The 22,408-nt window shown below is 72.7% G+C and carries 16 protein-coding genes; 3 read left to right on the top strand and 13 right to left on the bottom strand.

The window, feature by feature from the left end:
- Positions 1 to 240 precede the first annotated feature (240 nt).
- Both dnaJ and hrcA read right to left on the bottom strand, forming a co-directional pair.
- A complete protein-coding gene (gene dnaJ, locus AMK26_RS02390) occupies positions 241 to 1,380 on the bottom strand; it encodes a molecular chaperone DnaJ (protein ID WP_064071915.1) in 1,140 nt (379 codons plus the stop codon).
- On the bottom strand, positions 1,381 to 2,397 hold the full coding sequence (gene hrcA / locus AMK26_RS02385; RefSeq protein WP_073751357.1) for a heat-inducible transcriptional repressor HrcA: 1,017 nt from the start codon (positions 2,395 to 2,397) through the stop codon (positions 1,381 to 1,383). It lies immediately after the preceding gene.
- Positions 2,398 to 2,563: 166 nt separating this feature from the next.
- Here hrcA and AMK26_RS02380 point away from each other — a divergent pair, with 166 nt between their 5' ends.
- On the top strand, positions 2,564 to 3,286 hold the full coding sequence (locus AMK26_RS02380) for an MBL fold metallo-hydrolase (RefSeq protein WP_073751356.1): 723 nt from the start codon (positions 2,564 to 2,566) through the stop codon (positions 3,284 to 3,286).
- 10 nt (positions 3,287 to 3,296) lie between these two features.
- On the top strand, positions 3,297 to 4,097 hold the full coding sequence (locus tag AMK26_RS02375; protein ID WP_073751354.1) for a DUF3097 domain-containing protein: 801 nt from the start codon (positions 3,297 to 3,299) through the stop codon (positions 4,095 to 4,097).
- A gap of 24 nt (positions 4,098 to 4,121) precedes the next feature.
- Here AMK26_RS02375 and hemW read toward each other — a convergent pair whose 3' ends face one another.
- From hemW to lepA, 4 genes are all read right to left on the bottom strand, one after another.
- The gene (gene hemW, locus AMK26_RS02370) at positions 4,122 to 5,354 is read right to left on the bottom strand and encodes a radical SAM family heme chaperone HemW (RefSeq protein ID WP_198943972.1); all 1,233 of its coding nucleotides are present in this window, start codon (positions 5,352 to 5,354) and stop codon (positions 4,122 to 4,124) included.
- A 28-nt stretch (positions 5,355 to 5,382) separates the two neighbouring features.
- Positions 5,383 to 7,329 (bottom strand): ATP-binding SpoIIE family protein phosphatase, encoded by a 1,947-nt coding sequence (locus AMK26_RS02365; protein ID WP_079277408.1) that lies wholly within the window; start codon positions 7,327 to 7,329, stop codon positions 5,383 to 5,385.
- 150 nt (positions 7,330 to 7,479) lie between these two features.
- On the bottom strand, positions 7,480 to 9,369 hold the full coding sequence (locus AMK26_RS02360; protein ID WP_073751350.1) for an AMP-dependent synthetase/ligase: 1,890 nt from the start codon (positions 9,367 to 9,369) through the stop codon (positions 7,480 to 7,482).
- A 201-nt stretch (positions 9,370 to 9,570) separates the two neighbouring features.
- On the bottom strand, positions 9,571 to 11,442 hold the full coding sequence (gene lepA / locus AMK26_RS02355) for a translation elongation factor 4 (RefSeq protein ID WP_073751348.1): 1,872 nt from the start codon (positions 11,440 to 11,442) through the stop codon (positions 9,571 to 9,573).
- A 208-nt stretch (positions 11,443 to 11,650) separates the two neighbouring features.
- Here lepA and rpsT point away from each other — a divergent pair, with 208 nt between their 5' ends.
- The gene (rpsT, locus tag AMK26_RS02350; RefSeq protein WP_064069563.1) at positions 11,651 to 11,917 is read left to right on the top strand and encodes a 30S ribosomal protein S20; all 267 of its coding nucleotides are present in this window, start codon (positions 11,651 to 11,653) and stop codon (positions 11,915 to 11,917) included.
- 575 nt (positions 11,918 to 12,492) lie between these two features.
- Here the strand turns inward: rpsT and holA are convergent.
- From holA to leuS, 7 genes are all read right to left on the bottom strand, one after another.
- Entirely contained in the window at positions 12,493 to 13,479 is a 987-nt protein-coding gene (gene holA, locus AMK26_RS02345) for a DNA polymerase III subunit delta (RefSeq protein ID WP_073751334.1), read from the bottom strand.
- Positions 13,480 to 13,536: 57 nt separating this feature from the next.
- Positions 13,537 to 13,782 carry a hypothetical protein gene (locus AMK26_RS02340; RefSeq protein WP_073751332.1) on the bottom strand — a complete coding sequence of 82 codons (246 nt, stop codon included), beginning with the start codon at positions 13,780 to 13,782 and terminating at the stop codon, positions 13,537 to 13,539.
- A 24-nt stretch (positions 13,783 to 13,806) separates the two neighbouring features.
- Complete coding sequence (locus AMK26_RS02335; protein WP_073751330.1) at positions 13,807 to 16,305, bottom strand: ComEC/Rec2 family competence protein; 2,499 nt, start codon at positions 16,303 to 16,305, stop codon at positions 13,807 to 13,809.
- On the bottom strand, positions 16,302 to 17,003 hold the full coding sequence (locus tag AMK26_RS02330) for a helix-hairpin-helix domain-containing protein (protein WP_443333134.1): 702 nt from the start codon (positions 17,001 to 17,003) through the stop codon (positions 16,302 to 16,304). Before AMK26_RS02330 ends, AMK26_RS02335 begins: the two co-directional genes overlap by 4 nt.
- 727 nt (positions 17,004 to 17,730) lie before the next feature.
- Positions 17,731 to 18,576, bottom strand: a complete 846-nt coding sequence (locus AMK26_RS02325; RefSeq protein ID WP_073751326.1) for a DegV family protein — start codon at positions 18,574 to 18,576, stop codon at positions 17,731 to 17,733.
- A 66-nt stretch (positions 18,577 to 18,642) separates the two neighbouring features.
- Positions 18,643 to 19,404 (bottom strand): hypothetical protein, encoded by a 762-nt coding sequence (locus AMK26_RS02320; protein ID WP_073751324.1) that lies wholly within the window; start codon positions 19,402 to 19,404, stop codon positions 18,643 to 18,645.
- A 130-nt stretch (positions 19,405 to 19,534) separates the two neighbouring features.
- A complete protein-coding gene (gene leuS / locus AMK26_RS02315; protein ID WP_073751322.1) occupies positions 19,535 to 22,405 on the bottom strand; it encodes a leucine--tRNA ligase in 2,871 nt (956 codons plus the stop codon).
- Positions 22,406 to 22,408: the final 3 nt, after the last annotated feature.

Genomic DNA, 22,408 nt, shown 5'->3' with positions numbered 1-22,408 from the left:
CGCGGGGGCGTGCCGTTGGGTCCGCTCCGTGGGGCGTGTCCCCCTTCGGGGCCGAGCCGAGGCCCGGGCACCTGCGCGGTGCGAAGCTGCCGCGCTGGGGGGGTGCGGGGGCGTCAGCCCCCGCCCGCTGGGGCCCGGGGCGGAGCCCCGGTTTCGGGGGTGGGGGCGCCGGCCCCCACGACCACGGCTGGCCCCCGTCAGGGGGCACCGCCCCGGTCAGGGGGCACCGCCCCGTCAGCGTCAGCGGCCGTTGAACGCGTCCTTCAGGCGGGAGAACAGGCCCTGCTGCCCCGGCTGGAACTGCCCCGTGGGCCGCTCCTCGCCCCGCAGCTTGGCCAGCTCCCGCAGCAGCCGTTCCTGCTCCGGGTCCAGCTTCGACGGCGTCTGGACCTCGACGTGCACGATGAGGTCTCCGCGTCCGCCGCCCCGCAGGTGGGTGACGCCGCGCCCGTGCAGCGGGATCGACTGGCCCGACTGCGTACCGGGGCGGACGTCGACCTCCTCCAGCCCGTCCAGCGTCTCCAGCGGGCACTTCGTGCCCAGCGCGGCCGCCGTCATCGGGATGGTCACCGTGCAGTGCAGGTCGTCACCGCGCCGCTGGAAGACCGCGTGCGGCAGCTCGTGGATCTCGACGTACAGGTCGCCCGCCGGGCCACCGCCCGGGCCGACCTCGCCCTCGCCGGCGAGCTGGATACGGGTGCCGTTGTCCACACCGGCCGGGATCTTGACCGTGAGCGTACGGCGGGAACGGACCCGGCCGTCGCCCGCGCACTCGGGGCACGGGGTGGGGACCACGGTGCCGAAGCCCTGGCACTGGGGGCAGGGGCGGGACGTCATGACCTGGCCCAGGAAGGACCGGGTGACCTGGGAGACCTCGCCACGGCCGCGGCACATGTCGCAGGTCTGGGCCGACGTACCGGGCGCCGCGCCCTCGCCGGAGCAGGTGGTGCAGACGACGGCCGTGTCGACCTGGATGTCCTTGGTGGTGCCGAAGGCCGCCTCGTTGAGGTCGATCTCCAGGCGGATCATCGCGTCCTGGCCGCGCCGCGTGCGTGACCGGGGGCCGCGCTGGGACGCCGTACCGAAGAAGGCGTCCATGATGTCGGAGAAGTTGCCGAAGCCACCCGCGCCGAAACCACCCGCGCCCGCGCCGCCGCCGGAGGCGGACAGCGGGTCACCGCCGAGGTCGTAGACCTGCTTCTTCTGCGGGTCCGACAGCACCTCGTAGGCGGCGTTGATCTCCTTGAACCGCTCCTGCGTCTTCGGATCGGGGTTGACGTCCGGGTGCAGCTCGCGGGCGAGCCTCCGGAACGCCTTCTTGATCTCGTCCTGGGACGCGTCGCGGCGCACGCCGAGTACGGCGTAGTAGTCCGTGGCCACTTACGACTCCGCCAGGATCTGTCCGACGTAACGTGCCACTGCGCGTACCGCTCCCATCGTTCCGGGGTAGTCCATGCGGGTCGGTCCGACCACGCCGAGTTTGGCGACTGCCTCGTCGCCCGAACCGTAGCCGACCGCGACGACGGACGTGGAGTTGAGGCCCTCGTGGGCGTTCTCGTGCCCGATACGTACGGTCATGGCCGAGTCCTTGGCCTCGCCGAGCAGCTTCAGGAGCACCACCTGCTCCTCCAGCGCCTCCAGCACCGGCCGGATCGTCAGCGGGAAGTCGTGCCCGAAGCGGGTGAGATTGGCGGTGCCGCCGATCATCAGCCGTTCCTCGGTCTCCTCCACCAGGGTCTCCAGCAGCGTGGCCAGCACCGTGGAGACCGTCCCCCGGTCCTCCGCCTCGAAGGACTCGGGAAGGTCCTGCACCAGGTTGGGGACGTCTGTGAAGCGGCGTCCCACGACGCGGCTGTTCAGCCGGGCCCGCAGGTCGGCCACGGACGTCTCGCCGAACGGCGCCGGGCAGTCGACCATGCGCTGCTCCACGCGGCCCGTGTCGGTGATCAGGACGAGCATCAGCCGGGCGGGGGCCAGCGACAGCAGCTCCACATGACGCACGGTGGAGCGCGTCAGGGACGGGTACTGCACGACCGCTACCTGCCGGGTCAGCTGCGCGAGCAGCCGTACCGTGCGGCCGACGACGTCGTCGAGGTCGACGGCACCGTCCAGGAAGTTCTGGATGGCGCGCCGCTCCGGCGTCGACAGCGGCTTGACGCCGGCGAGCTTGTCGACGAAGAGGCGGTAGCCCTTGTCGGTGGGGATGCGGCCCGCGCTGGTGTGGGGCTGGGCGATGAAGCCCTCCTCCTCCAGCACCGCCATGTCGTTGCGCACGGTGGCGGGCGAGACGCCGAGCTTGTGGCGCTCCGTGAGCGCCTTGGAGCCGACGGGCTCCTCGGTGCCGACATAGTCCTGGACGATGGCGCGCAGCACCTCGAGTCTGCGTTCGCTCAGCATCGCGCGCACCTCCAGCCGCCGTGGTTCCTTCTGCTTCGCTGGCACTCGCGATGCCCGAGTGCCAGTCGTCCCCGGCCAGTGTACGGCGCCGGGGTACGCCCCCGGCAAGGGCGGCGGGACACGCTACCGCGCGACGCGGCTGGTCGTTGCCGATAGCGTCGCCGGTATGGACGTCACTTGGGAAGACTTCGGGTGGGAACGTCTGGCCGACGGAGTGGGCCGCAGGAGGCTGCCGGTGTGGGACGCGACCACGGCTCTGGTCGTCGGCGAGGACGGTGCCCTGCTGTTCGACACGGGCGCCACGCTCCGTGAGGGCGCCGAGATCCGGACACAGGCGCAGGGGCTCATGGGCGGCCGGAGAGTGACGCATATCGCATTGAGCCACCCCCATTTCGATCATGTGCTCGGGACGGCGGCGTTCTCCGGGGCGGAGGTGTACGGGGCGGTCGGCATCGACACCGTACTGACCAGGGACCGGGACGGGCTGCGTGGCGACGCCGTGCGGCACGGGGTCGCCGAGGCGGACGCCGTGGAAGCGACGGACGTCCTGGTGGCACCGCACCACCTGGTGTGCGGAGAGTGGACGCTGGAGCTGGGCGGGCGGCAGGTGCTGCTGGCCAACGTGGGGCCGGGCCACAGCGGCCACGACCTGGCCGTACTCGTGCCGGGCCGCCGGGAGGTCGTCCTGTGCGGCGACCTCGTGGAGGAGTCGGGCGATCCGCAGGCGGGGCCGGACGCCATCCCCTCGCGCTGGCCGGCCGCCCTGGACCGGCTGCTGGAGCTGGGCGGCGAGGACGCCCTGTACGTACCGGGTCATGGGGCCGCCGTCGACGCCGCCTTCGTACGCGCCCAACGCGATGAACTGGCCCGGCGGTTCGGGGTGTCGTAGCGTCTGGCGAATGCGCGCTTACGACCCTGACCTGACGCCCTCCTGGAAGCGTTCGGCCCCGGTGCCGGAGGTACCCGCCGAGCCGGACCTGGTGGTCGAGGAGGTGAGCACCGGCTTCTGCGGGGCGGTGATCGGCTGCGAGGCGGGCACGGTCACCCTGGAGGACCGGTTCGGCAAGCACCGGGTTTTCCCGCTGGCGCCCCGGGGGTTCCTCCTGGAGGGCCGTACGGTGACGCTGGTGCGCCCGCCGGCCGGCCCCTCGCGCCCGTCGCGCACGGCATCCGGCTCGATCGCCGTTCCGGGCGCACGCGCGCGTGTGGCCCGTGCCGGGCGTATCTACGTGGAGGGCCGCCACGACGCGGAACTGGTGGAGCGGGTCTGGGGCGACGATCTGCGCGTCGAGGGCGTGGTCGTCGAGTACCTGGAGGGCGTCGACGACCTCCCGGCCGTCGTCCGGGACTTCGGCCCGGGCCCCGACGCGCGCCTCGGGGTCCTGGTGGACCACCTGGTCCCCGGTTCCAAGGAGTCCCGCATCGCGGCCTCCGTCACGGACGCCCACACCCTGGTGGTGGGGCACCCGTACATCGACATCTGGGAGGCGGTGAAGCCGTCGTCGGTGGGCATCCGGGCGTGGCCCTCGGTCCCGCGCGGCCAGGACTGGAAGACGGGCGTGTGCCGGGCTCTCGGCTGGCCGGACAACACGGGCGCGGCCTGGCAGCACATCCTCTCGAAGGTCACCTCGTACAAGGACCTGGAGCCGGAGTTGCTGGGGAGGGTGGAGGAGCTGATCGACTTCGTGACGGCACCCTAGGCACCGTCGGCCGGGGGCCCGCGCCTAGTCCACGAGGTCCCGCACCACCGCGTCGGCGAGCAGCCTGCCGCGCAGGGTGAGCACGGCCCGCCCGTCGGCGTACGACTCCTCCTGAAGGAGCCCGTCCGCGAGGGCGCGCCTGGACGCGGCCAGCCCCGCGGGCTTCAGCAACGACAGCTCGCACCCCTCCCGCAGCCGCAGCTCCAGCAGCACCCGCTCCACCCGCCGGTCCTCCTCCGTCAGGACCTCGCGCCCCGCCCCCGGGGACCGCCCGGCCGCGAGGGCGGCGGCGTACGCGCCCGGGTGCTTCACGTTCCACCACCGCACGCCGCCCACGTGGCTGTGCGCGCCCGGCCCCGCGCCCCACCAGTCGGCGCCGCGCCAGTACAGCTCGTTGTGCAGGCACCGTCCTGCCTCCGACGTGGCCCAGTTGGACACCTCGTACCAGGAGAAGCCCGCCCCGGACAGCACGTCCTCCGCGATCAGGTACCGGTCGGCGTGGACGTCGTCGTCCGTCATCGGGACCTCGCCACGCCGGATGCGCCGCGCCAGCTGCGTACCCTCCTCGACGATCAGGGCGTACGCCGAGACATGGTCAGGACCCGCCCCGATCGCCGCGTCGAGCGAGGCGCGCCAGTCGTCGTCGCTCTCCCCCGGCGTGCCGTAGATCAGGTCGAGGTTGACGTGCTCGAAGCCCGCCGCGCGCGCCTCCGCGACGCAGGCCTCCGGCCGGCCGGGCGTATGGGTGCGGTCGAGCACCTTCAGGACGTGCTGCCGGGCGCTCTGCATGCCGAAGGAGATCCGGTTGAACCCGCCCTCCCGTAGCTCGGCCAGGTACGCGGGGTCGACGGACTCCGGGTTCGCCTCGGTGGTGATCTCGGCGTCGTCCGCGAGCCCGAACTCCTCCCGGATGGCGCCCAGCATGGTCACGAGGTCGGCGGCGGCAAGCAGCGTGGGCGTACCGCCGCCGACGAAGACGGTGCGTACCGGGCGGGTGTCGTCGCCGAGGACCTTCCGTGCGAGGCGCACCTCGTCGGTCAGCGTCGTGGCGTAGTTGTCGCGGGAGGCGAGGACGCCGCCGGAGCCGCGCAGCTCGGTGGCGGTGTAGGTGTTGAAGTCGCAGTAGCCGCAGCGGGTGGCGCAGTACGGCACGTGCAGGTAGAACCCGAGCGGCCGCTCACCGGCTCCGAGCAGGGCGGACGCGGGCAGCGCGCCGTCCTCGGGCATGGGCTCACCATCGGGCAGTACGGAAGGCATGGGTCCCATTGTCCGTCACCCGGGCCGGTCACCTGGCCTGGAGCACCAGCAGGGCGAGGTCGTCGCGTACGGGCGTCTCGCCGAAGGTGTGGACCGCCTGCCGGATCCGGTCGGCGACCTCCCGTGCGGGCAGCCCGGCGCAGCCTGCGAGGGCCTCGGCCAGCCCGTCGCCGTCGTCGAACATCCGGCCCGTACGGGAGCGGCGTTCGGTGACGCCGTCGGTGACGCACAGGAGCGTTTCGCCGGGTGCGAGGTGGAAGGTGTGGCTCTCGTACCCGACGTCGTCGACGACGCCGAGCAGCACCTGCGGGGCCGCGGCGGGCGTCACGGAGCCGTCGGGGCGCAGCAGGAGCGGCAGGGGGTGGCCGGCGCAGGCGAGGGTGCAGCGGGCGCCGCCGCCGTCCTCGGGGGCGAGGGGGACGAGCTCGCCGTACAGGAGGGACAGGAACCGCGCCTGGGGCTGGTACGGGGGCTGTGGCCCGCCGGGCAGGTCGCCGGCCGCGGCGACCATGGACGCGGCGGCTTCGGCGGCTTCGGTGGCGTCGTCGAGGAGGAGCCGGTTGAGCCGGTCGAGGACCTGGCCGACCTGGTGGTCCTCGCGGGCGAGCAGCCGCAGCCAGGGGCGGGCGAGGCCGGTGACGACGGCGGCCTCCGGGCCGCTGCCCTGGACGTCGCCGAGCATGAAGCACCAGCGCCGGGCTCCCGGCCCGGCCTGGAACACGTCGTAGAAGTCGCCGCCGGCGAGTCCGTCGTCGCTGGGCTCGTACACGACGCGGCTGTCGACGCCCGGGATCTGGGCCAGCTGGCTGGGCAGCAGCCCGCGCTGGAGGACCCGGCTGATGGTGACCTGGCGGGTGTAGCGGCGGGCGGCGCCGATGGCGAGGGCGACGCGGCGCGCGAAGTCCTCGACGAGGGCGGTGACGGCGTCGGGGATACGGGCGCGCCCGCGCCGTCCCAGCATGAGCGTGCCGAGCCCGTGCCCGCCCACGACCAGCCGGTACGCGAGCGCCGTGCCGCCCGCCGCGCTCCCCTGCGGCCCTGATGACGGCGAGGGCGACGGCGGCCAGGGGATGGGCACGGGGCCGGTGCGGGCCGGTTCGGGCATGTGCGGTGGTTCCTTCTCCAGCGCCGTACGCAGCGCCTCCAGCGCCGATTCGTCGGCGTGCCATACGCGGGCGAGCCGCGGTCCGCCGCCCTCCGTGCCGTCGCCCTCCAGCCAGAACGCGCACCAGTCGGCGAGGCGGGGCACCAGGAGCTGGCCGGCGAGGGCGGCGACGAGGTCCTCGTCCAGTTGGCCGGCGAGGAGGTCGGACGCCTCGGCGAGGAACGAGAGCGCGCCGCGCCCGGCCCACTCGTGGTCGTCGCGCACCAGGCGGCGCGGTGCCGGGGCGAGGATCTCGGCGGCGCGCAGCCCGCGCTGGATCGCCGGTTCGGCGCCGGGTACGGGGCAGGTGTCCCAGCCGTCGAGGGGGAGCCGGGCCCAGACGGTCTTGAGGCCGGGGCGGTAGGTGATGCCCCAGCATTCGGCGAGGGCGGCGACGAGCTGGAGCCCGCGACCGTACTCGTCGAGACCGTCCTCGTCCTCCTGGTGGTGGTGCTGGTGCTCGTGGCGGACGGTCCTGGTGGGGTGGTGGTCGGACACCTCGAGGACGAGGGCGGCGGGCAGGCCGTCGGCGGGGTCCTCGAGGCGGCAGAGGAGTTCGACGGTGGTGCCGGCGTGGACGACGGCGTTGGTGACGAGTTCGCCGACGACCAGGACGGCGTCGTCGGCGACCCGGTCGGTGATCGTCGCGGCGGCGGGCAGGGCGAGGCCGGTCCAGTCGGCGAGTGCGGCGCGTACGAAGCGGCGGGCGGCGGACGGGGCGAGCGGGTTGCCGGGCAGGCTGGTGCGTGCGACGGACTGGGTCGGGGGCGGGTGGTGGGGTGGAAGCGGCAACTCGCCGGTGGTCGCGCGCTGTGTCGGAAAGGACCCCACGTGCGGCTCCTCGTCGGCTCCTGGTCGGCTCGTGGTTCGGACACCGACAGGGTGACAGATGGAGCACGTTCATAAGCGCCGAGTCATCGAACTCGCCCGTGCGAAAGGGGGCCGCGCACCGGAGCGCGGCCCCCTTTTCCGCCGTACGGCTCAGGCCTCCCTGGATCCGGCGTACATCTCGTCGATCAGGTGCTTGTACTCGCGCTCCACGACGGGGCGCTTCAGCTTGAGGCTGGGTGTCAGCTCGCCGTGCTCGATGTCGAGGTCGCGCGGCAGGAGGCGGAACTTCTTGATGGTCTGCCAGCGCTGGAGACCCTGGTTGAGCCGGTCCACATAGCCCTGGACGAGCTGGGTGACCTCCGGGGTGGCCACGACTTCGGCGTACGTCTTGCCGCCGAGGCCGTGCTCCTCCGCCCAGCCGAGGATCGCGGGCTCGTCGAGCGCGATGAGCGCGGTGCAGAAGTTCCGGTCGGCGCCGTGGACGAGGATGTTGGAGACGTACGGGCAGACCGCCTTGAACTGTCCCTCGACCTCGGCCGGTGCGATGTACTTGCCGCCGGACGTTTTGATCAGGTCCTTCTTGCGGTCGGTGATACGGAGGTAGCCGTCGACGGACAGTTCGCCGATGTCGCCGGTGTGGAACCAGCCGTCCGGCTCCAGGACCTCGGCGGTCTTCTCGGGCAGCCCGTGGTAGCCCTCCATGATGCCGGGGCCGCGCAGCAGGATCTCGCCGTCGTCCGCGATCCGCACCTCGGTGCCGGGCAGCGGCTTGCCGACGGTGCCGGTGCGGTAGGCCTCGCCCGGGTTGACGAAGGAGGCGGCGCTGGACTCGGTGAGGCCGTACCCCTCCAGGATGTGGATGCCGGCGCCGGAGAAGAAGTAGCCGATGTCGGGGGCGAGGGCGGCCGATCCGGAGACGGCCGCGCGCAGCCGGCCGCCGAAGGCGTCACGGAGCTTGGAGTAGACGAGGGCGTCGGCGATCTTGTGCTTGGCGTTCAGGCCGAAGGGGACGCTCGCGCTGCCGGTGCGGCGGAAGTTGTCCTGGCTGGTCCTGGCGTACTCGCGGGCGACCTCGGCGGCCCACTTGAAGATCTTGTACTTGGCGCCGCCTCCGGCCCGTGCCTTTGCGGCGACTCCGTTGTAAACCTTTTCGAAGATACGGGGGACGGCGGCCATGTACGTCGGCTGGACGACCGGCAGGTTCTCGATGATCTTGTCGACGCGGCCGTCGACGGCGGTGACGTGCCCGACCTCGATCTGGCCAGAGGTCAGCACCTTGCCGAAGACGTGTGCGAGCGGCAGCCACAGGTACTGCACGTCGTCCGTCGTGACCAGGCCGGTCGCGGCGATGGCCTTGGCCATGTACGACCAGTTGTCGTGCGGCAGTCGTACGCCCTTGGGGCGGCCGGTGGTGCCGGAGGTGTAGATGAGGGTGGCGAGCTGGGTGGGGGTGATGGCGGCGACCCGGTCCTTGACGGCGTCCGGGTGCTTCTCCAGGTACGCGCGGCCGCGCTCCTCCAGCTCGGTGAGGGACAGGACCCAGCCCTCGGGGTCGCCGGCGTCCGCCTCGACACCGGTCGGGTCGATGACGACGACATGGGCGAGGTGCGGCAGGTCGGCGCGGCGCTCACGGGCCTTGGCGAGCTGGGCGGCGTCCTCGGCGATCAGGACGCGGCTGTCGGAGTCGGCGAGGATGTACGCGGACTCCTCGGCGTTGGTCTGGGGGTAGACGGTGGTGGTCGCGGCGCCGGCGCACATCACGCCGAGGTCGGCGAGGATCCACTCGACGCGGGTGGCGGAGGCGAGGGCGACCCTCTCCTCGGACTGTACGCCGAGGTCGATGAGGCCGGCGGCGATGGCGTAGACGCGCTCGGCGGCCTGTCCCCAGCTGAGGGACTTCCAGTCGTCGGGGCCCTGGCCGGTGGCGGCCGGCACCGGATAGCGGTAGGCCTCCGCATCCGGGGTTTCGGCCACGCGCTCCAGGAAGAGGGCCGCCACGGAGGGCGGGCGGTTCTCGATCAGGGTCTGTGTGTCGCTCACGACGTCCTCCGGGCGGCTTGCGGCAGGGCTGCACGACGGGATGATTGTTTAACTGGCGAGTAACCCTCGGGCGGCATCAGGTTAGAGCGCCGTGGTCCGCCATGTAAGGGGCTGTTCATAACGACTGTGCCCTGCCCTAGGGGTGTCACGGCACGCAAAAGCGCCCGTCCGTGAACCGAACGGGCGCTGTGCGGCAGGGCTCTACTTCTTGGTCTTGCCGCCGGCGGAGTCATCGCTGGACAGCACCGCGATGAAGGCCTCTTGCGGAACCTCCACGGAACCGACCATCTTCATCCGCTTCTTGCCTTCCTTCTGCTTCTCCAGCAGCTTCCGCTTACGGGAGATGTCACCGCCGTAGCACTTGGCGAGGACGTCCTTGCGGATGGCGCGGATGGTCTCGCGGGCGATGACGCGCGAGCCGATGGCCGCCTGGATCGGCACCTCGAACGCCTGCCGGGGGATGAGCTCGCGCAGCTTGGCGACGAGCCGCACTCCGTACGCGTACGCCGCGTCCTTGTGCGTGATGGCGGAGAAGGCGTCGACCTTGTCGCCGTGCAGCAGGATGTCGACCTTGACGAGGCTGGAGGCCTGCTCGCCGGTGGGCTCGTAGTCGAGGGAGGCGTAGCCGCGGGTCTTTGACTTGAGCTGGTCGAAGAAGTCGAAGACGATCTCGGCGAGGGGGAGGGTGTAGCGGATCTCGACCCGGTCCTCGGAGAGGTAGTCCATGCCGAGGAGGGTGCCGCGGCGGGTCTGGCACAGCTCCATGATGGAGCCGATGAACTCGCTGGGGGCGAGGATCGTGGCGCGGACGACCGGCTCGTACACCTCGCTGATCTTGCCCTCGGGGAACTCGCTCGGGTTGGTGACCGTGTGCTCGGTGCCGTCCTCCATGAGCACGCGGTAGACCACGTTGGGGGCGGTGGCGATCAGGTCGAGCCCGAACTCGCGCTCCAGCCGCTCACGGATCACGTCGAGGTGGAGCAGGCCCAGGAAGCCGACGCGGAAGCCGAAGCCGAGCGCGGCGGAGGTCTCCGGCTCGTAGACGAGCGCGGCGTCGTTGAGCTGGAGCTTGTCGAGGGCGTCACGCAGCTCGGGGTAGTCGGAGCCGTCCAGCGGGTAGAGGCCGGAGAACACCATGGGCTTGGGGTCCTTGTAGCCGCCCAGGGCCTCGGTGGCGCCCTTGTGCAGGGTGGTGATGGTGTCACCGACCTTGGACTGCCGGACGTCCTTCACACCCGTGATCAGGTACCCGACCTCGCCGACGCCCAGCCCGTCGGCCGGGAGCATCTCGGGCGAGTTCGTCCCGATCTCCAGCAGCTCGTGCGTGGCGCCGGTCGACATCATGCGGATGCGCTCGCGCTTGTTGAGCTGGCCGTCGATGACACGGACGTACGTGACGACGCCCCGGTACGAGTCGTAGACCGAGTCGAAGATCATCGCGCGGGCGGGGGCGTCCTTGACGCCGACCGGGGCCGGGACCTCCCTGACGACGCGGTCCAGCAGCGCCTCGACCCCGAGACCGGTCTTGGCGGACACCCGCAGCACGTCGTCGGGGTCGCAGCCGACCAGGTTGGCCAGCTCCTCGGCGAACTTCTCCGGCTGGGCGGCCGGCAGGTCGATCTTGTTGAGCACGGGGACGATGGCGAGGTCGTTCTCCATCGCCAGGTAGAGGTTGGCGAGGGTCTGCGCCTCGATGCCCTGGGCGGCGTCGACGAGCAGGATGGTGCCCTCGCAGGCGGCCAGGGACCGCGACACCTCGTAGGTGAAGTCGACGTGACCAGGGGTGTCGATCATGTTGAGGATGTGGGTGCTGCCCTGGCCGGGCCCCTCGGTGGGGGCCCACGGCAGACGCACCGCCTGGGACTTGATCGTGATGCCGCGCTCGCGCTCGATGTCCATGCGGTCGAGGTACTGAGCGCGCATCTGCCGCTGCTCGACCACACCGGTCAGCTGGAGCATCCGGTCGGCAAGGGTGGACTTGCCGTGGTCGATGTGCGCGATGATGCAGAAATTGCGGATCAGCGCCGGGTCGGTACGGCTCGGCTCGGGCACGTGGATAGGGGTCGCGGGCACGCAGGGTCCTGATTCTCGAGACGCCGGGCGTCTCTGCTCGGGTCGACGGCGGATCGATACGTAGGTTCCATGGTCCCACGGACGGGGACGGGCGCTCGGTTTGGGCCGCCCGGAGGGCGACTGGTAGCCTGGGCAGCTGTGTCTCGTGGCCCTCTCTGCGACGTGGCACACATCAGAGAAATCCTTACGAACCTGAAAAGGCTCTTTCGTGGCGAACATCAAGTCCCAGATCAAGCGGAACAAGACCAACGAGAAGGCGCGCCTGCGCAACAAGGCCGTCAAGTCGTCGCTCAAGACCGCGATCCGCAAGGCCCGTGAGGCTGCTGCCGCGGGTGACGTCGAGAAGGCCACCGTTGCCGCTCGCGCCGCCTCCCGTGCGCTCGACAAGGCTGTCTCGAAGGGTGTCATCCACAAGAACGCCGCCGCCAACAAGAAGTCGGCGCTGGCCACCAAGGTTGCCTCCCTGCAGGGCTGAGCTTTCTTGATTTGATCGCCGGAACGGACCCAGCGGGCCCTCTCTTCCGCTCCTGACCGGCACCCCGAGCTCGTACGCGGCCTGCGTTCGCCACGCGGGTACGAGCTCACCAACGCACCACCCGAAGGCCCCGTCGCCGTCCTTCCCCAGGACGCCCCGCCGGGGCCTTCGCCATGCCGCGCCCTGGCGAACGCGTGACGCCCGGAGTCGTACGGCGTCGTACGACGTCGTACGACGGGCGGCGAAGAGGCCCGCGCGGGGGTGGTGACGACGGGAACCACCATCTCCGGGCCTGCCGGCTCCGACGGCGGAGAGGCCCTGCTCCAGAGGCTCCGAACGACAGCCCCCGCCGCGCGGCCCACGGCCGCCGACGGCGCAGAGGGCCCACGGGAGGACCCGCACTCGCCCCTCCTCCCACACGGGTGGTGCGGGTGGGAACCCCAGTCCGGCCGTCAGGCCGGGCGCACCCCCACCGGCCGGCGGCCGACCACGCACCCCGGACCGCCCCGCGGCCCTACCGCCAGCGCCAGCGCCACCGCCCCCGCCGCGCAGCGATGCGCGCCGCCCCGCGAGGGTCAGCGGCGGGAGCGGGCCGCGCGGGCGATGGTGACGACCGCCTTCTCCAGCGCGTACTCCGGGTCGTCGCCCCCGCCCTTGACCCCCGCGTCGGCCTCGGCGATCGCGCGCAGCGCGACGGCGACGCCGTCCGGTGTCCAGCCGCGCATCTGCTGACGCACCCGGTCGATCTTCCACGGCGGCATGCCGAGCTCGCGCGCGAGGTCCGCCGGGCGCCCGCCCCGTGCCGCCGACAGCTTGCCGATCGCCCGCACACCCTGCGCCAGCGCGCTGGTGATCAGCACGGGCGCGACACCGGTGGACAGCGACCACCGCAGCGCCTCCAGGGCCTCGGCTGCCCGCCCTTCCACCGCCCGGTCGGCGACGTTGAAGCTGGAGGCCTCCGCGCGGCCCGTGTAGTACCGCCCGACGATCGCCTCGTCGATGGTGCCCTCGACGTCCGCGGTGAGCTGCGACACCGCGGACGCGAGCTCCCGCAGATCGCTGCCGACCGCGTCGACGAGCGCCTGGCACGCCTCCGGCGTCGCCGACCGGCCCAGCGCCCGGAACTCACCGCGTACGAACGTCAGGCGCTCGGCCGGCTTGGTGGTCTTCGGGCACGCGACCTCCCGGGCGCCGGCCTTGCGCGCCGCGTCCAGCAGGCCCTTGCCCTTGGCGCCGCCCGCGTGGAGCAGGACGAGGCTGATGTCCTCGACGGGCGAGGCCAGGTACGCCTTGATGTCCTTGATCGTCTCGGCGGAGAGGTCCTGCGCGTTCCGCACGACCAGCACCTTGCGCTCGGCGAAGAGCGAGGGGCTCGTCAGCTCGGCGAGGGCGCCCGGCTGGAGCTGGTCGGGCGTCAGGTCGCGGACGTCCGTGTCGGCGTCGGCCGCGCGGGCGGCCGCCACCACCTGCTGCACCGCGCGGTCGAGGAGCAGGTCCTCCTGCCCCACGGCGAGGGTGACGGGCGCGAGGACGTCGTCGGTCTGGTTCTTTCTGGTGGCCATCGCGAACCAGCATCGCACGGCCCACCGACAACGCCGGTACGCCCGGACCGCCCCTCCCTACGGCTCCTCGCGCCAGCCGTCCCACTGGGCCGCGAACTCGTCCAGTTCCCGGGCCGCGAGCCGCCCGTCCGGGTCCTCGACGACCACCAGCCACTGGGCGTCCTCGGCGTCGTCCTCACCGGCCAGGGCGTCCCGGACCAGCTGCGGCTCCTCCGTGATCCCGAAACGCTCCCCGAGCTCCTCCGCCGCCTCCTCGGCCGCGTCCCGGTCGGGCAGCACCAGCACATGTCTCACATCGCTCACGCACAACATTGTTCCTGCGTGCCGCTACGGCTCCGGCCCCGCCCCCTGCGCCGTGGCGGCACGCAGCTCCTTCCCCCTTCCCGTCACGGCGATCGCGCCGTGCCTGTCGGTGCTGAGGACCACCGCTCCCTGGGCCCGCAGCGCGCCGACCGTACGCGGCGACGGGTGGCCGTACGGGTTGTCACGGCCGGCCGAGACCAGGGCCAGCCGTGGCCGGACCCTGCTCAGCAGACGCGGGTCCTGGTGGGCCGAGCCGTGGTGGGCGACCTTCAGGACGTCCACCTGCGGCAGGTCCGGGTGGGCCCGCAGCAGGCCGTGCTGGGCGGGTGGCTCCAGATCGCCGAGGAGCAGCAGGGTCGTACGGCCGCCGGCGCGGACGAGGAGCGTGACGCTGGCGTCGTTCGCCCCCTCCGGCACCGGGCCGCCCATGGCGGCGCCCGGCCACAGCACCTGCCAGTCGAGCGGCCCGATCCGCCGGCGTTCGCCGGCACCCGCCCGGATGACGGGCACCCCGGCCGCGGCGGCCGCCCTCCGCACGAACGCCGACTGCTCCTCGGGGTCCTGGAGGCTCGTGGTCTGGATCGCCCCGACGGCCCGGCCGCGCAGGACGCCCGGCAGGCCCGCGACATGGTCGGCGTGGAAGTGCGTGAGCACCACGAGCGGCACCCGTGTGACGCCCAGCGCGTGCAGGCACCGGTCCACGGGCTCGGGATCGGGCCCCGCGTCCACCACCACGGCCGTGTCGCCGCCCGCCGCGAGGACCGTCGCATCGCCCTGGCCGACGTCACACATCGCGAACACCCAGCCGGGCGGCGGCCAGCCGGTTATCAGCCTGACGAGCGGCGGCGGCCGCACCACCGCGAGCAGCAACAGCACGGTGCACGCGCCGGCCAGCCATGCCCGGTGCCGCATCCGCCGCACCCACACCACCGACGCCCCCGTGACGGCGGCGAGCAGCAGCCCACCCTGCCAGCCGCCCGGCCACTGGGCCTCCGCCCCGGGCAGCGCGGCTCCCGCGCGGGCGACGGAGGCGAGCCAGCCAGCCGGCCAGCCCGCGCACTCGGCCAGCGCCCCGGCCACCGGCATCGCGACCGGTGCCGTGGCGAGCGCGGCGAACCCGAGCACGGTCGCGGGGGCCACCGCGAGTTCGGCGAGCAGGTTGCACGGGATCGCCACCAGACTGACCCGGGCGGCGAAGACGGCCACGACCGGGGCGCACACGGCCTGGGCGGCGGCTGTCGCGGCCAGCGCCTCCGCGATCCGCGGCGGCACCCGGCGCCTTCCCAGCGCGGCGCTCCAGCGCGGGGCGACGGTCAGGAGCGCCCCGGTGGCCAGCACGGACAGCAGGAAGCCGTAACTGCGCGCCAGCCACGGGTCGTACAGCACCAGCAGCAGTACGGCGGCGGCGAGCGCGGGGATCAGTGACCTGCGGCGCCCGGTGCCGATGGCGAGCAGGGTGATCAGCCCACAGGCGGCGGCGCGCAGCACGCTCGGGTCGGGTCGGCAGACCAGGACGAACGCGAGGGTCAGCGCCCCGCCGAGCAGCGCCGTCGCCCGGAGCGGGATTCCCAGCCTGGGCGCCAGCCCTCCGCGTTCGGCCTTCAGCGCGCTTCCGGGTGGGCCGATGAGCAGCAGCAGCACGATGGTGAGGTTGCTGCCGGAAACGGCCAGGAGGTGGGTGAGGTCGGTGGCCCGGAAGGCGTCGTGCAGGTCGGGCGGGATGCGGGAGGTGTCCCCGACGACCAGCCCCGGCAGCAGGGCGCGGGCATCCAGAGCGAGCCCGTCGGTCGCGGCGCGCAGTCCCGCGCGCAGTTCCCCTGCCGTGCGCTGGAGTGCGGTCGGCGGCCCCGTGACACGTGGCGGGCCCGCGTCCGCCCGTAGGACGGCGGCGAACGGCTCGCCGTCGTGATGCGGCGGTGCCAGCCGCCCTGTCAGGCGCAGCCGGGTGGACGGCAGCAGCCGCTGCCACTCGCCTCCGCCGGGCGGCACGACGACCAGCACGGGCGTACGGACGCTGGTGACCGCCCCGTCGGGCGCCGTCACTCGCGTCACGTGGGCGTCCAGGACGACGGAGGCGGGGGCCGCCCGGGGACCGCGCACCCTGACGCGCGTGAGCCGTGGATCGGAGGTGACCGTTGCCTCGACGCCGACCCGTGCGTGCTGCTCCGCGAGCCCCGGCAACGGACCCCGTCTCAGATCGGCGCCGTGCAGCCCCGCGGACGCCGCACCGGCCGCGGCGCAGAGCAGTACCGCCGCACACGCCGTCCCGTTGCCCCGCCACCGGGCGGGTGCCACGGGCACGGCCCGTCCGCCGGCACACACCAGCAACAGCATCACACCGCCCAGGGCGCAGAGCGCCGCGCCCAGCACCGTCCACCGGCCGGGTGCGCCGATCGCGAGCGCCGCCGCTGCCCACGCCGCCAGCGCGGGTCCCACGAGCCGCACGTCGGCCGGGCCCTCCTGCCGCGGATCGGCCGCCCCGAGTGGGCTGCCTGACGCCGCGTGAACCGCCGGGCGGCTCATGGCCGTACGAGGGACTGGAGGTCCGCGAACCGGCGCTCACCGATCCCGTTGACCTCGCGGAGTTCGTCGACCGACCGGAAACCCCCGTGCCGGGTGCGGTAGTCGACGATGTGCTGGGCCAGCACGGGGCCGACGCCGGGCAGCGTGTCCAGTTGTTCCACGGTCGCTGTATTGAGGCTGACCGGCCCCTCGCCACCACCGGGACCGGACGGCGCCCCGGGCGGGGGAGCCGCCGGTCCGGGTACGGCGCCCACCACGACGTGCTCGCCGTCCATGAGTACGCGGGCCCGGTTCAGCCCGGTGAGGTCGGTACCGGGCCTGGCACCGCCTGCCGCGCGCAAGGCGTCACCGACCCGTGATCCTGCGGGCAGCCGCAGCACGCCCGGCCGCCGTACCTTCCCGCTGACGTCGACGACGACGGGTGGTGCCCCCGCAGGGGGTCGGCGGGTCGCGGCGCCCGCCGCCGGTGGCGCCGCCGCCCTGACCAGGTCGGGCGCCCGGACCGGCTCCGGGCGGCCCGCCCAGAAGTACCTCCCGGCAAGGGCAGCGGCCACGACCAGGACGACCGCGAGTGCGACAACCGTCCGCGGTTCCATCCCGCACCGCGCCTGCAGCCACAACGGCATCCGCTCCCGCAACCCGAGGCGCCACCGTTCCCGCCGCCCCAGTGCCTCCTCCCCGGAGCCCGGAGCAGCCACGCCGGCACCCGCCGCAGCCTCGCCGGCCACCCCCGCCGCCGGCCCCGCCGCCGCCACCGGTGACCGCGCCGGCACCCGCCCACCGGTCGAAAGCCGGCCACTGACCGAGCGCGGACCACCGACCGAAGGCAGGCCACCGTCCGGACACGCGCCACCGTCCGACGGCCAACGAGCATCCGGCAACGTGCCACCGCCCAAAGGCCGACCAGCATCCGGACTCGCGCCACCGCCCAAAGGCCGACCAGCATCCCCCGGCGGCGGCCCACCGTCCGAGCACGGCCCACCGTCCGAGCACGGCCCACCGTCCGAGCACGGCCCACCGTCCGGACGCGGCCCACCGTCCGGACGCGGCCCATCGTCCGGGGACGGGTGGCTCGCCCGGGGCGTGTCGTCGTCCGGCGGCGGATGCGTCGCGTACGCGCCCGTCCCTGCGAAGAGGGCGTCCGCGCGGCGGCGTGCTGTCGCCGTCGCGTGCGCGGCTGCTCGTCTTCCGCGCACGCGGTGTCGTGCGGGGCCGCGGCTGCGCGTGCGGCCGTCGGAGCCGGGTGCCCGGCCGGGGCCGCTCGCTGCGCGCACGAGGGGCGATGAGGATGTTACGGAGTGTGTTCGCTTTGCCATGCCGAGCACGCTAGACGCATTCGCCCGAACCCGCCGAGCCGCGTCAAATTCCGTGGATAACCCGCCAGTTGTGGAAAACCCGGTCACTCACAAGCATGAGCCCGGGCAGTCACCGCGACGAGACGACGACCCCCAGCAGCCCTGGCCCGGTGTGCGCGCCGATGACCGCGCCGACCTCGCTGACGTGCAGCTCGGCCAGGCCGGGGACACGGCCGCGCAGCCTGTCCGCGAGCGCGGCGGCCCGGTCGGCTGCCGCGAGGTGGTGCACCGCGATGTCCACCTGGCTCGCGCCCGCCCGCTCGGCGGCGATCTCCTCCAGCCGGGCGATGGCCTTCGACGCCGTGCGGACCTTCTCCCGCAGCTCGATCCGCCCGCCCTCCAGTTCCAGCAGCGGCTTCACGGCGAGCGCGGAGCCCAACAGCGCCTGGGCCGCGCCGATGCGGCCGCCGCGGCGCAGGTACTCGAGCGTGTCGACGTAGAAGTACGCGGAGGTCCCGGCGGCCCGCTTCTCCGCGGCGGCGACCACCTCGTCCGGCGTGCCGCCCGCCTCCGCCGCCTCGGCCGCCGCCAGCGCGCAGAAGCCCAGCGCCATGGCGACCATCCCGGTGTCGACGACCCGCACGGGCACCGCCGCGTCCTTGGCGGCCAGCAGCGCGGCGTCGTACGTCCCCGAGAACTCGGCCGACAGGTGCAGCGACACGATCCCGGCGGCGCCCTTCTCGGCGGCGGCCCGGTAGGCCGCGGCGAACACCTCGGGGCTGGGCCGGGACGTGGTCACCGAGCGTCGCTTCTGGAGCGCGAGGGCGAGGGAGCGGGCCGAGATCTCGGTGCCCTCCTCAAGGGCCTGGTCACCGAGGACGACGGTCAGCGGCACCGCGGTGATACCGTGCCGCTCCATCGTCTGCGGCGGCAGGTAGGCCGTTGAATCGGTGACGATCGCGACATGGCGGGACATGACCGGGAGGGTACCCCGGAGGGGGCTCCGTACGGCAGCCCGCCCCCGGCCCGTGATCGGTCCGGGTCAGTTCGTGGTCTCGGGCCGCGTCGACTTCTGCCAGGAGTAGAACGTCTGCTGCCGGGGATCCTGCGCCGTGATCGCCTTGGGCACGTCCGCGTCGGAGGCGGCACCGCCGCCCTGCGGCGCTCCCGTGCCCGGCTGCGCGTCGGCCTCGACCGGCCAGGTCTGTGCCGATGCCTGCCCCGCCGCTGCCTCCGGCCAGGAAAGGTCGTCCTCCTCGCGCCCGGCCCAGTGCCGCAGCGCCCCGGCCTCCACGTCGATCTGCGCGCTCAGCGACGCCAGGTCGTCGTCCGCGAACTTCCGCGCCCGGTCCCGGGCCGCCCACCGCAACGACTCCGCCGAGTGGGTGATCCGTTCCGTACGCTCACGCAGCTCACCGAGTTGCGCGGCAACCCCGGCCCGGTCGGGGTCGCGCTCCAGCCGCTTGAGGTCCTCGTCCAGTTCGTGCCCGTGCGCGCTGAGCCGTCGGAACAGCTCCAGGGACTCCTTGAGCGAGGCGTCCTCCGCCACGCCCGCCTCCAGCGCGTCCTGGGTTGCCCGCATCGACGTCCGCAGCGACAGCCGGAGTTGCGCCAGCTCGGCGGTCACGCCGCCCGGCGCGTAGCTCTTGGCCCGCAGCGTGGTGTCCTCGACCGTTCGCCGCGCCTGGGTGATGGTGCGGTCCACCCCCCGCTTCGCGGCCTTGACGGCCTTCACGGTCACGTACACCCCCAGAGCGACGAAGGCGACGAAGAGCAGCGCCAGGATCGCGATCGCCTCTGCCATGAAGTCCCCTCGATGTCGCTCGGTACGGCGCGGGCGCGCCAGTACGTCGTTCCTCCACGGTAAACGGAACGGGCAGGCCGAGGGTTCCATCCGAACCCCCAACCTGCCCGTAGGGGAAAACACCCAGGTGTCACGCCGGGACGATGTTCACCAGCTTCGGCGCCCGCACGATGACCTTGCGGATGCCCGCGCCGCCCAGCGCCGCGACGACAGCCTCGTCGGCCATGGCCAGTGCCTCCAGGTCCGCGTCCGTGATGGACGGGGAGACCTCCAGGCGCGCCTTGACCTTGCCCTTGATCTGGACGACGCAGGTCACCGTCTCGTCGACGACGTACGCCGGGTCGGCGACCGGGAAGTCCTGGTGGACGACGGAGTCGGTGTGGCCGAGCTTGCGCCACAGCTCCTCGGCGATGTGCGGGGCCAGCGGGGCGACCAGCAGCACCAGGCGCTCGGCGACCGACCGCGACAGCGGGCCGCCGGTCTTGGTCAGGTGGTTGTTCAGCTCGGTGACCTTGGCGATCGCCGTGTTGAACCGCATGGCGGCCATGTCCTGCCCGACACCGTCGATGGCCTTGTGCAGGGCGCGCAGCGTGTCCTCGTCGGGCTCGCTGTCGACGACGGTGACCTCACCGGTCGCCTCGTCGACGATGTTGCGCCACAGCCGCTGCAGCAGCCGGTACTGGCCCACCACCGCGCGCGTGTCCCAGGGCCGGGAGACGTCCAGCGGGCCCATGGCCATCTCGTACAGGCGCAGCGTGTCCGCCCCGTACTCGGCGCAGATCTCGTCCGGGGTGACGGCGTTCTTCAGGGACTTGCCCATCTTGCCCAGGACACGGCTGACCTTCTCGCCCTGGTACCAGAAGGCGCCGTCGCGCTCCTCGACCTCGGCGGCCGGTACGGCGATGCCGCGCGCGTCGCGGTAGACGAACGCCTGGATCATGCCCTGGTTGTACAGCTTGTGGAACGGCTCGGCCGAGGAGATGTGCCCCAGGTCGTACAGGACCTTGGACCAGAAGCGGGCGTACAGCAGGTGCAGTACGGCGTGTTCGGCGCCGCCCACGTACAGGTCGACGCCGCCGTGCGGCTGTCCCTCGCGCGGGCCCATCCAGTACTGCTCGATCGCCGGGTCGACCAGCCGGTCGCTGTTGTGCGGGTCCAGGTAGCGCAGCTCGTACCAACAGGAACCGGCCCAGTTGGGCATGGTGTTGGTCTCGCGCCGGTACTTCTTGGGGCCGTCGCCCAGGTCCAGGGTGACGTTGACCCAGTCCTCGTTGCGCGACAGCGGCGTCTCGGGCTGGGTGTCGGCGTCGTCCGGGTCGAAGGTGCGCGGCGAGTAGTCGTCGACCTCGGGCAGTTCCAGCGGCAGCATCGATTCGGGCAGCGCGTGGGCGATGCCGTCCTCGTCGTAGACGATGGGGAAGGGCTCGCCCCAGTAGCGCTGGCGGCTGAACAGCCAGTCACGCAGCCGGAAGTTGACGGTGCCTTCGCCGATGCCACGCCCGGTCAGCCACTCGGTGATCTTCGTCTTGGCCTCGACGACGCCCAGGCCGTCCAGCGAGATGGCGTCGCTCGACGAGTTGACGATCTTCGCGTCGTACGAGTCGAAGGCGTCGTCCCATGTCGAGGGGTCGGTGCCGCGGCCGTCCGACGGCTCGACGACGCAGCGCATGGGCAGCTCGAAGGCGCGCGCGAAGGCGAAGTCGCGGGTGTCGTGCGCGGGCACGGCCATGATCGCGCCGGTGCCGTAGCCCATCAGGACGTAGTCGGCGATGAAGACCGGGACGCGGTCGCCGCTGACCGGGTTGATGGCGTACGCGCCGGTGAAGACGCCGGTCTTGTCCTTGGCCTCGGCCTGGCGCTCGACGTCGGACTTGGACGCGGCCTGCTTGCGGTAGGCGTCGACGGCCTCGGCCGGGGTGGCGTGGCCGCCCGTCCAGACCTCGTGCGTGCCCTCGGGCCAGGCCGCCGGGACGATCTTCTCGACCAGCTCGTGCTCGGGCGCCAGCACCATGTAGGTGGCGCCGAACAGGGTGTCCTGGCGGGTGGTGAAGACGGTGATCGCGTCGTCGCCGACGGCGAAGTCGACGCGGGCGCCCTCGGAGCGGCCGATCCAGTTGCGCTGCTGCAGCTTGATGGCGTCGGGCCAGTCCAGCGCGTCCAGGTCGTCCAGCAGCCGGTCGGCGTAGGCGGTGATGCGCATGTTCCACTGGCGCAGCTTGGCCTTGAAGACCGGGTAGTTGCCGCGCTCGGAGCGGCCGTCGGCGGTGACCTCCTCGTTGGCCAGGACGGTGCCCAGGCCGGGGCACCAGTTGACGGGCGCGTCCGAGGCGTACGCCAGGCGGTACCCGCTCAGGACGTCGGCGCGCTCGGTGGCGGTCAGCTCGGACCACGCGCGCGTGGTGCCGGGTACGGGGCGCTCACCGCTCTCGAACTGGGCGATCAGGTCGGCGATGGGGCGGGCCTTCTTCGCCTCCTCGTCGTACCAGGAGTTGAAGATCTGCAGGAAGATCCACTGGGTCCACTTGTAGTAGTCCGGGTCGATCGTGGCGAACGACCGGCGCTTGTCGTGGCCCAGGCCCAGCCGGCGCAGCTGGACCTTCATGTTCTCGATGTTCGCCTCGGTCGACACGCGCGGGTGGGTGCCGGTCTGGACGGCGTACTGCTCGGCGGGCAGGCCGAAGGCGTCGAAGCCGAGCGTGTGCAGGACGTTGTGCCCGGTCATGCGCTGGTGGCGGGCGAAGACGTCGGTGGCGATGTAGCCCAGGGGGTGGCCGACGTGCAGTCCGGCACCCGAGGGGTAGGGGAACATGTCCATGATGAACTTCTTGGGGCGGGCGACCACGGCCGGGTCGCCGGCGAGGTCACCGCTCGGGTTGGGCGCCTCGTAGGTGCCCTCGGCGTCCCAGAAGTCCTGCCAGCGTGCCTCGATGTCGGCGGCCATGGCCGCCGTGTATCGATGCGGGGCTGCTGACTCGACAGCAGCCGAATTCATCTCGCTCATGAT

The sequence above is a fragment of the Streptomyces sp. CB03234 genome (genome assembly GCF_001905885.1).
Taxonomy (GTDB): domain Bacteria; phylum Actinomycetota; class Actinomycetes; order Streptomycetales; family Streptomycetaceae; genus Streptomyces.
This window is presented reverse-complemented; position numbering and strand designations above follow the sequence as displayed.

Bases quoted from the DNA above. Each gene is read 5' to 3' on its own strand.
- AMK26_RS02380 (WP_073751356.1), top strand. From the start codon at position 2,564: ATGGACGTCACTTGGGAAGACTTCGGGTGGGAACGTCTGGCCGACGGA.
- leuS (WP_073751322.1), bottom strand. From the start codon at position 22,405: ATGAGCGAGATGAATTCGGCTGCTGTCGAGTCAGCAGCCCCGCATCGA.
- AMK26_RS02320 (WP_073751324.1), bottom strand. From the start codon at position 19,404: ATGGCAGAGGCGATCGCGATCCTGGCGCTGCTCTTCGTCGCCTTCGTC.
- AMK26_RS02325 (WP_073751326.1), bottom strand. From the start codon at position 18,576: ATGTCCCGCCATGTCGCGATCGTCACCGATTCAACGGCCTACCTGCCG.
- holA (WP_073751334.1), bottom strand. From the start codon at position 13,479: ATGGCCACCAGAAAGAACCAGACCGACGACGTCCTCGCGCCCGTCACC.
- AMK26_RS02375 (WP_073751354.1), top strand. From the start codon at position 3,297: ATGCGCGCTTACGACCCTGACCTGACGCCCTCCTGGAAGCGTTCGGCC.
- hrcA (WP_073751357.1), bottom strand. From the start codon at position 2,397: ATGCTGAGCGAACGCAGACTCGAGGTGCTGCGCGCCATCGTCCAGGAC.
- AMK26_RS02335 (WP_073751330.1), bottom strand. From the start codon at position 16,305: ATGAGCCGCCCGGCGGTTCACGCGGCGTCAGGCAGCCCACTCGGGGCG.
- hemW (WP_198943972.1), bottom strand. From the start codon at position 5,354: ATGCCTTCCGTACTGCCCGATGGTGAGCCCATGCCCGAGGACGGCGCG.